Source organism: Geoglobus ahangari, from assembly GCF_001006045.1.
Classification (GTDB): Archaea; Halobacteriota; Archaeoglobi; order Archaeoglobales; family Archaeoglobaceae; genus Geoglobus; species Geoglobus ahangari.
Genome location: NZ_CP011267.1, coordinates 792156 through 807950, shown reverse-complemented (window position 1 = coordinate 807950; position 15795 = coordinate 792156). Strand labels below are relative to the sequence as shown.

Below are 15795 nucleotides of genomic sequence, written 5' to 3'. Positions count from 1 at the left end.
AGTTGGATGCCAAAGTTTTTAAAATCTACCTGCCTACGGACTAATCTGGTGGATTTTGCAATTTAAATGTAGGAAAAATATATAAACTAAGCAAGGCGAGAATTTAAAAAGGAGGGGTGAAAAATGGAACTTGAACTCACACAGATCCAGAAAGACATCCTGTACGCGCTGATAACAATCTACAAGAACAAGGGAGGAGGCTCGGTCAAGGGAGAGGAGATTGCCGAGCTGATAAACAGGAATCCGGGAACCGTCAGGAATCAGATGCAGGCTCTAAGATCACTGGGCCTCGTTGAGGGTGTGCCGGGGCCGAAGGGAGGATACAGGCCGACTTCAAAGGCGTACGAACTCCTCGCGATCACCAAGTATGATGAGGCCGTTAAGGTTCCCGTAATCGTTAATGGGGAGATTCAGGAGGATCTCTCAGCTGAGGAGATAGTTTTCCCGACTCTTTCCCACCCGAAGGTCTGTCAGGCCAGAATCAGGATTCTCGGAAACATAAAGAAGATCTCACCAAACGACAGGATAATTGTTGGCCCCACGCCCGTTAACGAGCTGCTGGTTTACGGAAAGGTCGTGGGGAGGGACGACACGGACAACATGGTCGTCATAGACATCGAGAAGATCGTGGCCCTGCCGAAGGACAAGGTTGGGGAGCACATGTCGAGCCCCATAATAACCGTTGATGCTGACGAGGTCGTTGAGAACGCTGCCAAAGAGCTTGCGAAGAGGGGAATTTACTGCATGCCCGTCGTGAAGGGAGATGAGTTCGTCGGGATATTCACCCTCGATCACGTTGCAAAGGCTGTGGAAGAGGGGAAGCTGAAAGCCAAAGTGAGCGACGTCATGAGGCCGAAGATCGTCTCGGTAGAGAAGGACATCTCTCTCGGCGAAGCGCTGAGGATAATGAACGATGAGGACGTGAGGATTCTCGTTGTAAAGGACTCAGGAAAGCCTGTTGGAGTCATAACGGATCAGAAGATTTTGAAGCTGCTCGCACCCGAGCACATAAAGATGGAGCACTAAGCTCCATCCTCTGTCTCTTTTCTCTCCCCTGCGTAGTAGTTGTAGAGAGCAGTCAGCACCGCAGCAAGCATCGGCGTGAGGAAGAAGCCGCTAACACCTGCAACAAGACCCCCACCTATGAAGGAGAGCATCAGGACGAGGGGGTGAACCTTGGAGGTGTAGCCAACAAAGTATGGCCTTAGAATCAGCTCAGGGATTATGTAGAGGAAGAACGCCCCTATTGCCAGGAACCACGCGGCCTTTATCCCGTCTATGAAGAAGAGATAAACCGCGACTGGTAGGATGACCATCCACTCTGCAAAAACAGGAATCAGCGCTGCAAGGAACATTAGCCCGCTGAGGAGGGGGGCATAGGGGATCTCGAAGTACAGGAAGTAGGGTATGCTTGCCATGCCTATGAGCAGCGCCGCCACGAAGTTTCCGAACCAGAGCCCGGTGAATGTTCTGTCCAGCTCATCGAAGAAGCCCCTCGCATCCCTGCTGGAGAATACGGCGTCTATTATCCTGTCGGCCACCCTCTTGCCGTCGAGAATCGCGTAGAAGCAGACGATCGACGAGATGAAGAAGTTCATTATGAAGAACACGAACTTGGTCGTCACGTTGATGGCCATATCCCCTATGCTCGTATTCACGAAGTCCGTGAACTGTGTCAGGATGGAGCGGACGATGCTCGCGGTTTCAGGATCAAGGCTCGAGATGAAGGTGTGTATCTGGCTCATGTACCCCTGATAGTTCCTGAGAAGGAAGATCAGCTGGGTTATTCCCTGAAATATTCCGTAGAAGAGGAAGAAGAAGAGGGGTATGGCAATTATCATCGTCGAGAGGAAGGCCGAGGGTGCATCTCCGATACGGGTTTTGAGCCGGGAGTGAATTGGCCTCGCGACGTAGGCAAGAACAATCCCGAGTATTATGCCGTCAAGGAGCGGTGAGAGCAGGTAGAGGAACGTGAAGATGAGCGTGATTACCACTGCGAACAGCAGCAACTTACTTCGCTCCATGCTCCTCTTTCAGGTGCTTTATGTATAATACTGTTTTCCTTATAATGCCAGCGATGTGGTTCATCTCGTATTTGCTCATTCCGGCCCTTCCAAAGGCCCGTTTGAGCAGCACCCTCGATTTCTGTATCCTGTGCCTCGGATACCAGACCTCGTGCATCAGCTGGTCAAAGTAGTCCACAAGCACGTCGACATCCCTCTGGGTTGCCCAGTCACCTCTCTCGGGCTCGGTCTTCGACAGCTCGTACAGGATTACCGCCGCTGCGTGGCTCACGTTCATCACCGGGTACTCCTCGCTTGTCGGTATGCTGACAACCACGTTGCACAGCCTGAGCTCCTCGTCAAAGAGCCCGAAGTCCTCCCTCCCGAAGAGTATGGCCGCGTTGCTTCGCATGATTTTCCTGAGCTCCTCAGGAGTGACCGTCTTTCGAATGTAGCTGCCCACGTTCCTGCTCCTTATTCCGGTCGTCCCGATTACGAGGCTCTTCTCCCCCAGATAGTCCTCGAGGGAGTCGATGATTCTCGCGTTCTCGATTAGATCCCTCGCGTGAGAGGCGGTTATGAGGCTCACCCTTCCAACGTTGCAGTTGTAGAGAACGAGGTTTCTGAAGCCGAAGTTCTTCATTACCCTCGCTATGAAGCCTATGTTCTCGGGTATCTTGAGCTCGACAAGAACCACATCAATCATAAGAACATTCTCGCGAGCCTGTATGCGGTGCTTATGTGGTCTCTCGCGTTCCTCACCGGTTCATCATGCCCGGGGTACATCCACTCGACCTCGATCTCGGTGAGCCTCCTGAGGGAGTTCAGGAGCTGTATCGCGTTACCTCCAGGAAAGTCAACCCTCCCAAAACCGCCGTTGGGAAAGACTGTGTCTCCGGTGAAGATTAAGCTCTCCTGCCTGTCGTACAGGCAGATGCTCCCCGGCGTGTGGCCGGGAGTGTGGATGACCCTGAGCTCGAGCTTTCCGAGCTTTAAAACATCTCCCTCCTCGACGAGCACATCCGGCTCGAATGGAGGGAAGTGTATTCCGAAGAAGCTCGCAGAAAAGTTCTGCTCCCTCGCGAACTCGTACTCCCTCGAATGGATAACAACCTCTGCACCCGTCACCTTCTTCAGATCTGCCGTCGCGGAGGCGTGGTCGAAGTGGGTGTGGGTCAGGATTATGTAGTCCAGACTCTCAGGGTCTGCGTGCCTCGAGATTGCGTCGTAAATGAACCTAAAATCCCCGCCAACATCAATCAGCGCCGTCTTTTTATCCAAAATAAGGTATGCGTTCGCCCCGAGGGGCGGGGTAACAATCCTCTCAATCATACAAGCTCCTGAGCCTCGATCTCCACACTCTCAACGTCCTCGAGGCCCTGAATTGCCTCAACAAGCCTGTCGCCAATACCCTCCTCGTCGGGCATCACCGCTGCGACAAGGAGTGCCTTAAGGCCAAAGGCGATCGGCTGAATTCCGAAATCGGCGATCTCAACCTTCTCAGGTGCAGCCTCTTTAACCTTCTCTTTCAATGCCTCCAGATCGACCTCAACATCCTTCGGCATCACCCTGAGCCTCATGTACACCTTACCCATCTCAACCACCTCATGGTCCCTCAAACCCGCAGTTCTCACATACGTACGGGTTACCGAGCTTCCTGCACTTCTTACACCTGTAGATCGTCTCCCCACATGACGGACACGGGAACGCGACGTAATTCGTACCGATCAGATTTGCGTTGCACGTGATGCACCTGTAGATCTCCATTTCATCACCTCCCGATTACTGCGGTGCCCTTAGCTCGGCCTTTCATTATATAATCTTTTACCCTTCCCTCTGCCAGCCCGTTGCATATAAACATGTCCCTGCCATAATCCTGAAGGAGCCTTGGGGCGTAGGGGTCAAGGCACGTCTGACCCTCAATCTCGCTCGCCCTTATCCTCTCCACAAGCCTCCCGTTGACGAATATCCCGTCAACGTCCGTGACCTTCACAATCTCCTCCGCTCCGGTTCTCTCCGCAACCCAGATAGCAATGCTGTCTGACGTAACGTCCCAAGAGTGGGGCAGCTCGTCGTTTCTTCTCATAAGCAGATAAGGGAGGAGTATCCTCACCCCATCGACCTCGAAGTCAAAGCTCTCCGGCTCTATAACCTGTGCGAACCTCGAGAGGTAGAACCCGTACATGTTCATCCCGAGAACCGCCATCCAGTGCGCCTCATCCCCGTCGAGAGACAGCTCCCTGACCGCATCGGCGAACCTCCAGCCTCCGGGGACGATGAGCACGTCTTTCCCCGTCTCCTTGAGCTCCGCGATTACTCTGCCAGCAGAGAAGGCAACGCTGCCTCCGAGCTTAACCACTATCATACCTCTCTACCAGCCTGGCTATCGCGTAAGCCGGAAACGCCTTTGAGACCTCCCCGAATTCCTTTGAGACAGAGACGTAATCCAGCCCGGCTCTTTCTGCTGCCATCTCGAGAACCGCCTCACCAATCCCGCAGCCCACAACCAGATCAACGCCGTACTCTGAGCTCTTCTCCTCGAAAGCTGCTGAAACCCTCCTGACCATCTCCTCTACAACCTCTCCAGTCTTCTGCCTCACAAAATCCTCACCAAGCTCCTCCAGATCTGCGCAGAACTGCCTTGCGATCCTCTGCATGCACTCCCTCTCGCTCCTCCCCCTCCCGTCGGGCGTGTCACAGGTGTAATCACTCTCCCTTATCAGGCCCGCAACAAGCGTTACATCAGCGGTTATCGAAAAAAGCTCGGAGGAGCAGTTATCCTTAAGAAGGAAGAACGTGGGCGTTCTGAGCATTCCGAAGTAGAGCAGCTCGTTTCTCCTTAGCCTCTCGTAGTCCGTCCTTCCGGCCATGATCTGCCCGTCCACCACTGGAACGATGTCTGTTGTTGTCGAGCCCATGTCGGCGAATATGAAGCTTTCGTAGGACTCCGAGAGGAGCTTCACGCTGGCAACCCAGTTGTTTGCCGCAAACCTCTCAGGCTCGTCCACATCCCTCCTCAAGTTTCCGTCAACGTCTATGAACACCACATCCCCAAAAGCCCTCTTCGCAGCGTTTGCCACGTATTCAACTCCCTCTGCTTTTGAAGAGAAGGAGTCTGCAAGCTCGGCCGTAAGAACCACGCCCACCCTGCCACCTATCCCAAGGCTGGAGAGGAAGCCCTCCAGCTCCCTCCACCTTCTCCACATGGGAAAGTAGTGTATCTCAACCTCTCCAGAGTCTCCCCTGTAGACCTTCACGTTCGCCCCGCCAACGTCAACCCCGCTATATGAAGTCCTCAAGGCTCACACCCCTGAACTCAAAGCTCTCGAAATCCTTCGCAAGGGGATACTTGGAGCTTGGCTGGTAGAAGTGGCCCACGTGCACGAACAGCGTCTTCCTCGCGTTAACCTTCCTCGCGAAGCTAAGCGCGTCCCCAGCGTTCATGTGCTTCCTCAGCCTGTAGCCCTCGGGGGCTATGGCATCCACGAGCAGCAGATCCGGGCGAAGCATCTCGTCAACGCTCCTTTCCGGAATTCTTGGGTTCGTGTCTCCGGTTATCACGACCTTGGAGCCACCATATTTAAGCACAACGCCATGCGCCCTCCTCATCGGAGGGTGGGTGACGTCAACCAGCGTTATCTCCACCCCGAAGAGCTTGAAGGGCTCGTAGGGTTCGACCTGCCTCTCCCTGTACTTCATGAAGTACATGAAGCGCCCAACGTCCTCAAGCACCTCGCCGGAGCTGTAAACGTTAACCCCGCTCTGCACCCTGTAGAAGTCCCCGAAGCCCGCGAAGTGGTCGTAGTGAGCGTGAGTCCATATAACCGCATCCACCCTGTCAACCCCGGCTCTGAGAAGCTGCCTCCTCATGTCCGGTGAGGTGTCTATCAGTATGTTCTTGCCCTCATTCTGGACGAGAATCGAGAACCTGAGCCTCTCCCACCCGTTCTTCCTCGCGTTCTCACACGTCCTGCAGTGGCATCCGATCACCGGGGTGCCGGGAGAGTCCCCTGTGCCGAGTATGGTCACCCTCATGCTCAGTAGGAGTTCTTAAGGTCGAGCCTGCCCTTCACATCCTGCACGGCCTTCACGAGATCGTCCATCGTCAGCTCCTTCCTGCCCTCAACCAGAGCGGAGAGCACGGCCTCCCTCACAACGAGCTTTACCTCAGCACCGGTGAAGCCGGACGTCATCTCGACAAGCCTGTCTATGTCGTAGTTCCCCGGAATCTTGCTCAGGGTGATCTCGAATATCCTCCTCCTCACGCTCTCAGAGGGCTCGGGGAACTCAACGATCTTGTCGAACCTCCTCCACACGGCCGAGTCGAGAAGGCTCGGGTGATTTGTGGCGGCTATGAGAAGCACACCATCATCAACGAGGTTGATCTCGTCTATGGACTTCAGGAGGGTGTTCACCGCCCTCTTAACCGCAGCGTGCTCATCACTCGTTCTCGTCTTAGCGACGTAGTCGAACTCGTCTATGAACAGTATGCACGGAGTGAGCTTCTTCGCTATTTCGAACACCTTCTCGATGTTCTTGGATGTCTCGCCGAGAAACTGGCTGGTTATCATGGACAGCTTGACCTCCACAAGCGGCATGGACAGCTTCTTGCTGAGCGCCCTCGCCGTCGTGGTCTTGCCGGTCCCTGGAGGGCCTATGAAGAGGAGCTTGCCCACCTCCCTCAGCCCGACCTTCCTCAGCCACTCCCTCTCCTCTATCGCGGTCTCAATCTTCCTTATCTCGTTGAGCTGGTACTCCTCGAGCACCACCTGACTGAAGTTATCCTCTATCTCCTCAGGAGAGAAGATCCTGACGAGGTCGAGCATCTCCGCCGTGCTCTCGTCCTTCCTCAGCTCCTCGATCATGCTCTTCAGCCATTCGGCATCGCTGTGCTTCGGTTTGTTGTACTTCCTCGCCTCGCTGTATGAGACGCCGAGAGAATCGTAATTCTCGTAAAAGTAAGCGAGAACGGGATTTCTCCTTATCAGCTCCACCCCGTTTTTCGCCATCCACTTGACGGCGAGGTCAAACGAGGTGATCTTGATCTGCCTGTTGAAGTTGTTTATATCGACGAACGGGAGCTTCTTGAGTTCCCTGTCGTCATAGTTGACCGCAGCCTTCAGCAGGTTCTCCCTGACGACGAGTGGCCTCCTTATCCCCCCATTGGTGTAGAAAATCTTCCTGATCTCCTTGGGGATGTCGTCCTCTGTGAGGTTCTCGTTTCTGTTGAATATCTCTGCGGTAAGCAGGAGCTCGACTACCTTGGCAATCATCGGCAACACCTCACAATCCCTACCCTTCGGCGGAGAAGATTTTTAACTTTTTTGGATTATTCCCTCTATCACGTCGAAGCTCAGGCCCTCGTCAACGAGAGTTCTGATCAGATCCTCTGAGAGGGTTTCAGTAACCACAGCTATTACCCCGCTCCCGTGATGGGCTGCCTCGACGCAGACGTTCTTGGCTCCGAAGAATATCGGCTCGACACCTGCCTTTCTGCACGACACTAAAGCTTCGATGCCAAGGGCCACGACTATGTGCCTCCTCTTCTCCTTCAGGAGCCTCTTCAGAAGCTCTATGTCTGTGCTTCTGCTGCCACCCCTCTCGATCATCGGCACCCTGAATATCACGATCTCCCCTTTGCCCGGAGGGTTGAACATGCCCGTCGGCTTCACCAGCACGTCCTCGCCATCCTCTGCAGATGTCAGAGCCACTCCGTTCCCACCCTCCTTCTCCCTCGCGAATATGTAGCCGTCCTCGAACCAGTACTCCACCTCGCTGCCCTCCGAGATTCTGCCCTTGGCTATCACAACTATCGATGAGGAGTAGATCTTGCTAAGAAGCTCCTCGGTAAACAGGTGCAGGTCAAGCAGGTTCTGGTTCAGCCACTCCCTGCCCTTCTCGGTAACCTCGTAGAACCCCTTGTGAAGAACCCTGACGTATTCTTCAGCTATGAGCTCCTTGAAATGCTCCGAAACTGCCTGCGGGGTTATCTTGAGCTTTCTCGCTATGTCCCGCTGGTTGCACTCGGGATTCCTCATGAGCTCGGAAAGAATTAATAGCTTCACGGTATCTTTCCTGCTCAGGAGCACTTTCATCCCACCTAAATCTCCTGAAAAGTATTAAAAATTTGCCCGAAATCGCTGATCATTCAAGATTTGTTTTATCTAATCGTTGAAAATCTGCCAGTTTGTATTGATACGAATCCAGCTTTATTAATGATAAATAAAACTTTTATAGTGTATGATGATGAGAAATAATTGGTGGTGCTGAATGCACAAAGAAGAGCTGGTCTTTCTGCATTTAACCCTGTTTCACGTCAAGAGATTTCTCGAAGAAGCTGGATTGACCAACGGTTATTTCAAGGAGTATGAGGACCTTGGCGTGCAGCCTGTACACATACATAAAAGCAAGAACGACCACAAGAAGGCAATATTCCTCCTCTGCAGGGGGCTCAACGAGTTGCTTAGTGAGAAGGATCACGGAGACCTGCTTGCAAACCCCAGGCTAAGAGAAGTCATCAGCTTGGTTGAGGTCCAGGCTCATTAAATACGCGGACTCCCCGTCGCTGTAGTAGGAGTCAAGGACTCCTACCACACTGAACCCAAATTTTTTGTACAGCTCCTGTGCGGCAACGTTCGAGACCCTCACCTCGAGGAGGAGTCTCTTTGTCCCCTTCTCCTTTGCCCTCTTTATCGCCTCTCTGAGGAGCATCGAGCCTATTCCCTTCCTCCTGAACTCCTTCTTGACAGCTATGGACATGATCTTGGCCTCGTCCTCCCGGTAAACGAGCACCACGTAGCCCACGACCATTGCACCGATGTCGGCCACAAATATCTCGCTTCCGTAGGCCAGGTAGACGAAGAGGTCGTAGGTGGGGTTCTGGGTGCTGAACGACTCGGCGTCTATCCGTATTATGTCTGAGGAGTCCCGTGGCTCGAAGGGCCTTATCAGCACTGAATACACAGAAGGCTTATAACCAAGCTTGTTTATAAAGAAAACTGTGGAGGGGCTCACGGACTACATAGCCAGAAACTACTCGGGAAAGGTCGTAGAGGTGGGAGTTGGCTGGAACTTCTCGACTTCTGACGAGCTCGAGGCGAGGAGTCTGGAGGTCGTGAGAACTGATGTCAGGAGAACGAGAGAGGATGTTCTTGTGGACGACATATGCAACCCGAGGCTTGAGGTGTACAGCGGCGCTTCGCTCATATACTCCATCCGCCCCCCTTACGAGGTTCAGATCTGCATCCTGAGGGTTGCAGAGGCTGTTGGGTGCGATGCAATAATTTTGCCCCTGAAGGGTGAGATCGTGGAGGGAGGGAGGCTTGTCAGCTGGAAGGGGTCGAGCTTTTACATCTTCACTCCACGATCTCGTAAAGCTCCTCGGGAGCGTTAGCAAACTCCCTCAGGAACTCGTACTCGGTTATGTGGATGGTTTTGGCCAGAAACACGATGGAGTGAAGCGGGTCACCAAAGTCGTGATGTTTCAGCCTGTAAAATTTGTCACAGATTGTGACCGAATCTCCTCCGACCCTCGCAACTCCAACGGCGAAGTGGTCGAGGGTGCCGTCATCAACCCTCTCAAGCAGCTCCACAGCGTAGCCAATCGTCATGGGCTCTGGGTTCAGGTCGAGCAAGAGGAGGGTGTGAGCGTTTATTGAGAGGTTCTGCTTGATGACATCTAGGGGCGTTCTCGAGACTACATTTCCGTAGGGGTAGCTGACCGTCGCTATCTTCCCGAACCTGTAGATGTGGAGGCCAGTAACTCCAGCGATTGCCGAGACGATGCTGGCGTTGTGGACAATCTCAACCTCAACACCCCTCGCCTTGGCCTCGACCATTATGCTGGAGTGTGTTGTTGCGATCATTGGATCTCCGGCAACAAGGACCACAATGTTCTTTTCCTTGGCCTCCTCCACCAGCCTTCTGCTCTCCTCCTCAAGGTGCTTCCTCTCCAGAACCCGGATTTCCTTCCCGAGAACCCGTTCAAGCCTCTCAACGCTGGTGGAGAGTCTGGAGGTGTAGAACTCGGCGTAAACGACATCTGCATTCCTGACAGCCTCAATCCCCCTGAGTGTGATGTCCTTCTCATCCCACAGGCCGAGGCCGACAAACGTCAGCGTCATTCAGACCTGCTGCCAGAGGGAACAATTTAACCATTTCGCTGTGAGAGAGCAGAAAGTGAATCTCACGTGACCTGCTAAAGCTCAAGGAATTCGAGGATCCTGTCCCTGACCAGCTCCCTATCCATCAGGGCGATCCCCCTGAGGCTGAATTCCGTCTCGAGCCACTCAACGAATCGGTAGCCAAGGTAGTACCCCAAAAACCGCCTTCCAAAAACCCGGTACCACGAACCGAAGAAGCGATTCAGTGGCTCGTTCGCCCTGAGCCTCCTGAGGAACTCCTTCTTTATGAGCCTCTCGTTTTCCACGCACCACTCAAACCAGCCCTCTGATTCGAGGTGCCACGGCCTTCCGGTTACGATGTCCTCGATCCTCTGGGCAAAGCCCTCTGTGTATAGCCACATGATCTCCTCATTCTCAAGTTCCTCTATGCTCCCACCCCTTACGACCCAGTGAACGAGGTGGCCGAATTCGTGAGCTACCAGCCCTCTCACGTTATCATGCCAGCCGAGCTCAGCTATGGCCTCGAGGCCGAAGAGGATCGAGGGCTTCCCCATGAACTCGGTTACCCAGCCAGCTCCGTTTTCGAGACCCACGTAAATCACAATATTGTAATCCTCCTGCTCAACACAAAAAAGCTCCTCAATCCTCACCCCAACTTCCGGAATGGCCTCCACAAGACGTTCGTGTGCCCTTTTCAGCTCTGGCAACTCCCTCTTGCTTAGAAGCCTGAGGTAATCCCTCCAGTCGTTCCCGTATTTTTCGTAATCCATCCTGATTTTCTCGAAAAGCTCGGGAAAGTCCCTGATGTACTCGAGCCAGCTTTCTTCATCGCCATTCCAGCGCTCCAGAAATGCCGGAAACGTGTCTACCAGCACCACATCCACCCACTCCATAGAGCCAAGCGGCCAGTGACAACAATTCCTGTTCAAGTTCAGATTAGGAAGTTTGTAAAGAGAACGAGGGTGATAAAGGTTTTGTCATGAGTTTTAGGGGTGAAGTCCGTACTTTGAGGGTCGAATCTTTACAATTGAGGATGCAACACCTTAGTCTGATTTTAACCTGTTCAATCTGCTTTTGCTTCTCCTCCTCAGCTTCCTCTTTCAATCCTATTTTAGTCTGATTTTAACAAACTTGTAATCAGCAGTTATTGCAGCACCACTTGCCTTTCAATCCTATTTTAGTCTGATTTTAACCCAGTCTTCGTTTACCTTGCCATGAACGATGATACCGGCTTTCAATCCTATTTTAGTCTGATTTTAACCTCTCGACGTTGAACGTAGCCGAAGCACCGTTTATCTCTTTCAATCCTATTTTAGTCTGATTTTAACACTACGCTGAGTACAGCAGGGACGAGCCAAGATGGGGACTTTCAATCCTATTTTAGTCTGATTTTAACTCCTTCATTGATATGAAGTCCCAGATTTCCATTACTATCTTTCAATCCTATTTTAGTCTGATTTTAACTCGACCTCTACGCTCCTGACGAGATAAAAAACAAGCTGCTTTCAATCCTATTTTAGTCTGATTTTAACAACTCTTCTCTCATCTCCGAATACCTCAGCTCTTTCTGCTTTCAATCCTATTTTAGTCTGATTTTAACCGGCATAGCCTTCGCAATCGCCCTCCTCGACATCGTCACTTTCAATCCTATTTTAGTCTGATTTTAACGAGTAGCAAGTCGTAGTGCACGTCATCACCGTCTCTTCTTTCAATCCTATTTTAGTCTGATTTTAACGTCCTTGACGTTGAGCAGGAAGCCCCTGACATTCATCCTTTCAATCCTATTTTAGTCTGATTTTAACTGCTGCCATGAAGCTGTCAGCCTCCTGTGACATGACGCTTTCAATCCTATTTTAGTCTGATTTTAACGACGCTGAAGTGTTGGCAAAAGAGATAATGAGGAGACTTTCAATCCTATTTTAGTCTGATTTTAACCCGGCTCGACGTTCAAGTAGTACCTGTCGAAGTAAACCTTTCAATCCTATTTTAGTCTGATTTTAACCGGCAATGGTTTTAACCGCCGACGTAGAGTAACACACACTTTCAATCCTATTTTAGTCTGATTTTAACTCTGTCAGGAGAGGGTCTGTGACAATCCGGAGTGCACTTTCAATCCTATTTTAGTCTGATTTTAACTCATGCTCTCTGCGAGAATCGTCATCGTCTTATCATCTTTCAATCCTATTTTAGTCTGATTTTAACGCGTTGTGCACGCAGCGCTGAACAAGAGCAACGACTCAAACTTTCAATCCTATTTTAGTCTGATTTTAACGATATTGCCAAGTCAATCACACCGTACGTCATAGAGGCTCTTTCAATCCTATTTTAGTCTGATTTTAACACCACTTCAAATACTCTTCTGCAATCTCAATAATATCTTTCAATCCTATTTTAGTCTGATTTTAACTTGTACGGATTCCATCCGCTGTAGAGGTACTCCCCGCTTTCAATCCTATTTTAGTCTGATTTTAACTACCAAATCTCTCAGCCTCCCAGACGAGCTCTATTACGGCTTTCAATCCTATTTTAGTCTGATTTTAACTACCACTAATATTCCTCCCAATCCCTATAAAACGCTTTCTCCCGCCTTTTTCAGTTTAAATACTGCAGCGAAAGTTGAGTAATGCATGGAGTATATAAAGGTGCGCGGAGACCCACCATAACCTGAGAAGAGACAATGTCAGAAAATAAAACACCACAGCCCTGCAAATCCATCTGCAAAGACCGTAAACAAACCTCACAGGTTCTGCAGATTGACGAAAGAAAAATACAAACTACGAGATTATATTGTACATATCCAGCCTGCCCTCCACCTCGTCCATTCTCTCCTGAAGCTCTCTGAGGAAGCTCTCTACCCTCTCCACTGCCATCTTCTTGCACTTCCCGCAGAGGAGCCTGCCCTCCCTGCAGTCCCCCTCAACCTCCTCGAGCTCCCTGTCGTCCAGCAGGTGTATCGTGTAGAGCTCGAAGATCACGCACTTCTCCGGCTGTCCACCAAGCCTCCTCTGCTCCTCGGCCGTTGCCCTTCCACCAGTCAGAGCGCGCTTAACCTTCTCGCCAGCGACTTCCGGAGGGTCGAGAAGAGATATGAAGCTCTCAGGCTTTGACGAGCTCATCTTCCCGCCCTGCAGGCCGGTGATGAAGCGGTGGTATGTGGAGGAGGGAGGAACGAACGCATAGCCACCGATGCTGACCTCCAGCTCCCTCACCCTGCTCTCGACCTCATCCGGAGGGGCAAACACGTCCACATGCTCCTCGTAGAACTTCATCTCAAAGTCCAGATCTTTCAGCCTCTCCAGATACTCCCTCCCCTTCCTGCTCCTTATCCTGACCCCGTTATCCAGCCTCTCGAAAGCGAATATGGACACCCTCGCCGCCAGATCCCTCGTCAGCCTGATGTGGGGATCCTGATCTGCTCCGACGGGGACAACAGTAGGCTTGGGGCCACCATAAAACGCCAGCTGAGGGAGGAGAATGTCGCCCGCCTGAACAGATGTGACGAACATCTTTGCGAGAGTTGTTTCTCCATCAAACCCGTAGATGGCCTTCAGCTCGCTCCAGTTGACCTCCTCGGCCAGCTCGAAGGCGAGGTTCTTAACCCTCTCGTTGGCGCTCTGGAAGTAGATGACAGAGTTCTCGTCGAGACCGAGGGCGATTATTGCCTTGATGTACTCCATTCCAATCTCCCTCGTCTTCTTCCAGCTCAACCGCCTTACGGCATGAGCCTCCATATCTGCTATGCCAACGAACGCCATGCCCCCCATGCGGTTGTGCCACACGATCTCATCCATGGTCATCTTGTGGCCAAAGTGAGGTAAGCCGGAGGGCATGAAGCCGGACATGACTGCGAATTTATCGCCATTCCTCATCGCCTCGACAATCCTGTGGTAATCGCGATGCCCGAAGATTATGCCCCTTTTCATGAGGTGCATGGGATTGTCAATCTGATCGAGAAGGGGTTTGAACGGCTCAATCCCGAATTCCTGAATGAGCCTGTCGTAATCAACCTCTCCGCTTACCTCCCAGGGAGTGATCATGGCAGGAGATTTTCGTGGCTTAATAAAAATTTGTCCCCGCGGCAAAAACTATTTATCTGCCCGGGAGAGTAGGAAGTTATGACGAAAACATCCCTTGGTCTTGAGGAGAATGTAGAGGCCGCTTTGAGCTACGTTCTCGGATTTCTAACCGGAATCGTGTTTTACCTGCTTGAAAAAGACAGCGAGTTCGTAAGGTTTCACGCGATGCAGTCAATAGTCGTATTTTTTTCAATTACAATAATCCAAGGAGTGCTGATGTTCATTCCATTTCTTGGTTGGATACTCTCATGGCTTTTATGGATATTCAGCATTGCGTTGTGGATAGTTCTAATAATCAAAGCATATAATGGTGAAAAATTTAAAATACCATTTGTGGGAGAGCTTTCGGAAAAATATATTTGAATCAACAAATACTTTAAATAAAGGCTAATTTAGAATAAAGATAGGGTGATACAATGGATAGAGCAGAGATGACGCAAATTAAAGAATTTGTAAGAGACATGGATAAAAATCAAAAAGTAATGTATTTTGAGCAAAAAAGAAAAAGTGTTGGGATGGCAGTAGCGCTTAGTATTTTAATTCCAGAATTAGGTCAAATGTATCTGGGAAAAGTTGGAAAAGGAATATTAATACTTCTGTTTTCATGGCTAATTATACCATGGATATATGGAATCTATGACGCATACAAATATTCTAAAGACTACAACGCACTGCTTTATACAATAATTTTTGATAGCAACTAAACCATAATTTAAATTTAATACACTACATATTTTCACAAGAAAAAATGTCAGTGCGGCCGCCGGGATTCGAACCCGGGCAACGGGCTCGGGAGGCCCGTGTCCTACCGCTAGACTACGACCGCACCCTCACCAAAGTAGTGGGTCGGGTAATATATCCCTTTCGCTGGGTTCAGATTTCGACGACGAAGAGCTCTTCCCGGCAGCAGCTTGACGCCTCCCGGACTATCCCCTCAGGTGACATGACCACACTCTTCACGCCCAGATTCCTCGCAACTCTGGACACCTTGACGACGAAGACACCGTATTCTCTTGCAATCCTTTCCGAGACCGGGTGACCCTCCACCTTCGGGTGAGACGGATCCGTGAGGGATATGGGCAGGAACAGCACGTCGCACTTTCTGGCGACCCTGTCAACCACGCTCTCGCTGAGGCAGTCCGCACATATTATGACTCCAATATTTCCGAATTCGGTTTTCAGAACGGTGATCTCCCTTCTCGGGCGTATGCCCATCTCCAGCTCCTCCTCAACAGGGCTGATTTTTCGATATTTGCCAACAACGCTCCCCTTCCTGAATATGTAGCAGGTGTTGTAGTACCCATCCGGCCCCCTCTCCACGACCGAGCCGCCTATCACGTAGCCGTCGAAAAACAGGGACTCCTCGGCAATCATGCTCAGCGTGGGCAGGCTGATCTCCCTCCACGCGTCCTCGACGGTTTTACCGAACCTCTTGTAATCCGCAGGTATCGTGAAAAACTCCGGGAAGCATATGAAGTCCGCATTTACACTCCTTATGGCCACTCTGGCAGCCTCTATGTTGCCACCCACACTTCCCCTATCCTCTATCTGGTAAAGGGCGATCCGCATGAGTTACGCTCAGCTTCAAAGAAT

General features: G+C 51.3%; 20 protein-coding genes, 1 tRNA gene and 1 CRISPR repeat array. Of the genes, 5 read left to right on the top strand and 16 right to left on the bottom strand.

The window, feature by feature from the left end; all coding sequences use genetic code 11:
* The first annotated feature begins 123 nt into the window (after nt 1-123).
* Nucleotides 124-1026, top strand: coding sequence for a CBS domain-containing protein (locus GAH_RS04740; protein WP_048094992.1), 903 nt, complete (start codon nt 124-126; stop codon nt 1024-1026).
* On the opposite strand, the gene GAH_RS04735 is transcribed toward GAH_RS04740, so the two are convergent.
* Genes GAH_RS04735 through GAH_RS04695 form a run of 10 tightly spaced genes read right to left on the bottom strand, consistent with a single transcriptional unit; the run spans nt 1023 to nt 8098 of the window.
* The gene (locus GAH_RS04735; RefSeq protein WP_048094991.1) at nt 1023-2024 is read right to left on the bottom strand and encodes an AI-2E family transporter; all 1002 of its coding nucleotides are present in this window, start codon (nt 2022-2024) and stop codon (nt 1023-1025) included. The genes GAH_RS04740 and GAH_RS04735 overlap by 4 nt on opposite strands.
* A complete protein-coding gene (locus GAH_RS04730; protein WP_048094990.1) occupies nt 2011-2709 on the bottom strand; it encodes an RNA methyltransferase in 699 nt (232 codons plus the stop codon). The genes GAH_RS04735 and GAH_RS04730 overlap by 14 nt, the downstream gene beginning before the upstream one ends.
* Nucleotides 2706-3335, bottom strand: coding sequence for an MBL fold metallo-hydrolase (locus GAH_RS04725; protein ID WP_048094989.1), 630 nt, complete (start codon nt 3333-3335; stop codon nt 2706-2708). The genes GAH_RS04730 and GAH_RS04725 overlap by 4 nt, the downstream gene beginning before the upstream one ends.
* Nucleotides 3332-3598, bottom strand: a complete 267-nt coding sequence (locus GAH_RS04720) for an elongation factor 1-beta (RefSeq protein WP_048096759.1) — start codon at nt 3596-3598, stop codon at nt 3332-3334. Before GAH_RS04720 ends, GAH_RS04725 begins: the two co-directional genes overlap by 4 nt.
* A 10-nt stretch (nt 3599-3608) precedes the next feature.
* Entirely contained in the window at nt 3609-3770 is a 162-nt protein-coding gene (locus tag GAH_RS10550; protein ID WP_084632287.1) for a zinc finger domain-containing protein, read from the bottom strand.
* A gap of 4 nt (nt 3771-3774) precedes the next feature.
* Complete coding sequence (locus tag GAH_RS04715) at nt 3775-4368, bottom strand: amino acid kinase family protein (RefSeq protein WP_048094987.1); 594 nt, start codon at nt 4366-4368, stop codon at nt 3775-3777.
* Entirely contained in the window at nt 4355-5302 is a 948-nt protein-coding gene (locus GAH_RS04710) for a hydantoinase/oxoprolinase family protein (protein ID WP_048094986.1), read from the bottom strand. The genes GAH_RS04715 and GAH_RS04710 overlap by 14 nt, the downstream gene beginning before the upstream one ends.
* Nucleotides 5286-6038: an MBL fold metallo-hydrolase gene (locus GAH_RS04705; RefSeq protein ID WP_048094985.1), complete on the bottom strand. Its 753-nt coding sequence runs from the start codon at nt 6036-6038 to the stop codon at nt 5286-5288. The genes GAH_RS04710 and GAH_RS04705 overlap by 17 nt, the downstream gene beginning before the upstream one ends.
* A 2-nt stretch (nt 6039-6040) precedes the next feature.
* On the bottom strand, nt 6041-7276 hold the full coding sequence (locus GAH_RS04700; protein WP_048096758.1) for an AAA family ATPase: 1236 nt from the start codon (nt 7274-7276) through the stop codon (nt 6041-6043).
* 42 nt (nt 7277-7318) lie between these two features.
* Nucleotides 7319-8098, bottom strand: coding sequence for a DUF7839 domain-containing protein (locus tag GAH_RS04695; RefSeq protein ID WP_048094984.1), 780 nt, complete (start codon nt 8096-8098; stop codon nt 7319-7321).
* Between the two features lie 175 nt (nt 8099-8273).
* Between GAH_RS04695 and GAH_RS04690 the strand changes: the two genes are divergently transcribed.
* Complete coding sequence (locus GAH_RS04690; RefSeq protein ID WP_048094982.1) at nt 8274-8549, top strand: UPF0058 family protein; 276 nt, start codon at nt 8274-8276, stop codon at nt 8547-8549.
* On the opposite strand, the gene rimI is transcribed toward GAH_RS04690, so the two are convergent.
* Complete coding sequence (rimI, locus tag GAH_RS04685; RefSeq protein ID WP_052747767.1) at nt 8508-8966, bottom strand: ribosomal protein S18-alanine N-acetyltransferase; 459 nt, start codon at nt 8964-8966, stop codon at nt 8508-8510. The genes GAH_RS04690 and rimI overlap by 42 nt on opposite strands.
* Nucleotides 8967-9003: 37 nt before the next feature.
* Between rimI and GAH_RS04680 the strand changes: the two genes are divergently transcribed.
* Nucleotides 9004-9396, top strand: a complete 393-nt coding sequence (locus tag GAH_RS04680) for a UPF0146 family protein (protein WP_048096757.1) — start codon at nt 9004-9006, stop codon at nt 9394-9396.
* On the opposite strand, the gene dph5 is transcribed toward GAH_RS04680, so the two are convergent.
* The 3 genes from dph5 to GAH_RS04665 all read right to left on the bottom strand — a co-directional run bounded on the left by dph5 (nt 9359) and on the right by GAH_RS04665 (nt 14163).
* Entirely contained in the window at nt 9359-10126 is a 768-nt protein-coding gene (dph5, locus tag GAH_RS04675) for a diphthine synthase (protein ID WP_048094978.1), read from the bottom strand. The two genes, GAH_RS04680 and dph5, sit on opposite strands and share 38 nt — an antisense overlap.
* 74 nt (nt 10127-10200) lie before the next feature.
* Complete coding sequence (locus GAH_RS10680; RefSeq protein ID WP_218915481.1) at nt 10201-11004, bottom strand: hypothetical protein; 804 nt, start codon at nt 11002-11004, stop codon at nt 10201-10203.
* 219 nt (nt 11005-11223) lie between these two features.
* Nucleotides 11224-12668: direct repeats of the CRISPR family, unit length 30 nt; unit sequence CTTTCAATCCTATTTTAGTCTGATTTTAAC.
* 232 nt (nt 12669-12900) lie between these two features.
* The gene (locus GAH_RS04665) at nt 12901-14163 is read right to left on the bottom strand and encodes a tryptophan--tRNA ligase (RefSeq protein ID WP_048094977.1); all 1263 of its coding nucleotides are present in this window, start codon (nt 14161-14163) and stop codon (nt 12901-12903) included.
* A 78-nt stretch (nt 14164-14241) separates the two neighbouring features.
* Here GAH_RS04665 and GAH_RS04660 point away from each other — a divergent pair, with 78 nt between their 5' ends.
* Nucleotides 14242-14565 carry a DUF4870 domain-containing protein gene (locus GAH_RS04660; protein ID WP_048094975.1) on the top strand — a complete coding sequence of 108 codons (324 nt, stop codon included), beginning with the start codon at nt 14242-14244 and terminating at the stop codon, nt 14563-14565.
* Between the two features lie 53 nt (nt 14566-14618).
* Nucleotides 14619-14906 (top strand): TM2 domain-containing protein, encoded by a 288-nt coding sequence (locus tag GAH_RS04655; protein WP_048094974.1) that lies wholly within the window; start codon nt 14619-14621, stop codon nt 14904-14906.
* Nucleotides 14907-14957: 51 nt separating this feature from the next.
* Here GAH_RS04655 and GAH_RS04650 read toward each other — a convergent pair.
* Together GAH_RS04650 and GAH_RS04645 are read right to left on the bottom strand one after the other, a co-directional pair.
* Nucleotides 14958-15028 (bottom strand) — tRNA-Gly (locus GAH_RS04650).
* A 47-nt stretch (nt 15029-15075) separates the two neighbouring features.
* Complete coding sequence (locus GAH_RS04645; RefSeq protein WP_048094972.1) at nt 15076-15771, bottom strand: carbon-nitrogen hydrolase family protein; 696 nt, start codon at nt 15769-15771, stop codon at nt 15076-15078.
* Nucleotides 15772-15795: the final 24 nt, after the last annotated feature.

Excerpts from the sequence above, each read along its gene's own strand:
- GAH_RS04740 (WP_048094992.1), top strand. The coding sequence starts at position 124 with ATGGAACTTGAACTCACACAGATCCAGAAAGACATCCTGTACGCGCTG.
- GAH_RS04735 (WP_048094991.1), bottom strand. The coding sequence starts at position 2,024 with ATGGAGCGAAGTAAGTTGCTGCTGTTCGCAGTGGTAATCACGCTCATC.
- GAH_RS04730 (WP_048094990.1), bottom strand. The coding sequence starts at position 2,709 with ATGATTGATGTGGTTCTTGTCGAGCTCAAGATACCCGAGAACATAGGC.
- GAH_RS04725 (WP_048094989.1), bottom strand. The coding sequence starts at position 3,335 with ATGATTGAGAGGATTGTTACCCCGCCCCTCGGGGCGAACGCATACCTT.
- GAH_RS04720 (WP_048096759.1), bottom strand. The coding sequence starts at position 3,598 with ATGGGTAAGGTGTACATGAGGCTCAGGGTGATGCCGAAGGATGTTGAG.
- GAH_RS10550 (WP_084632287.1), bottom strand. The coding sequence starts at position 3,770 with ATGGAGATCTACAGGTGCATCACGTGCAACGCAAATCTGATCGGTACG.
- GAH_RS04715 (WP_048094987.1), bottom strand. The coding sequence starts at position 4,368 with ATGATAGTGGTTAAGCTCGGAGGCAGCGTTGCCTTCTCTGCTGGCAGA.
- GAH_RS04705 (WP_048094985.1), bottom strand. The coding sequence starts at position 6,038 with ATGAGGGTGACCATACTCGGCACAGGGGACTCTCCCGGCACCCCGGTG.
- GAH_RS04700 (WP_048096758.1), bottom strand. The coding sequence starts at position 7,276 with ATGATTGCCAAGGTAGTCGAGCTCCTGCTTACCGCAGAGATATTCAAC.
- GAH_RS04695 (WP_048094984.1), bottom strand. The coding sequence starts at position 8,098 with ATGAAAGTGCTCCTGAGCAGGAAAGATACCGTGAAGCTATTAATTCTT.
- GAH_RS04690 (WP_048094982.1), top strand. The coding sequence starts at position 8,274 with ATGCACAAAGAAGAGCTGGTCTTTCTGCATTTAACCCTGTTTCACGTC.
- dph5 (WP_048094978.1), bottom strand. The coding sequence starts at position 10,126 with ATGACGCTGACGTTTGTCGGCCTCGGCCTGTGGGATGAGAAGGACATC.
- GAH_RS04665 (WP_048094977.1), bottom strand. The coding sequence starts at position 14,163 with ATGATCACTCCCTGGGAGGTAAGCGGAGAGGTTGATTACGACAGGCTC.
- GAH_RS04660 (WP_048094975.1), top strand. The coding sequence starts at position 14,242 with ATGACGAAAACATCCCTTGGTCTTGAGGAGAATGTAGAGGCCGCTTTG.
- GAH_RS04655 (WP_048094974.1), top strand. The coding sequence starts at position 14,619 with ATGGATAGAGCAGAGATGACGCAAATTAAAGAATTTGTAAGAGACATG.
- GAH_RS04645 (WP_048094972.1), bottom strand. The coding sequence starts at position 15,771 with ATGCGGATCGCCCTTTACCAGATAGAGGATAGGGGAAGTGTGGGTGGC.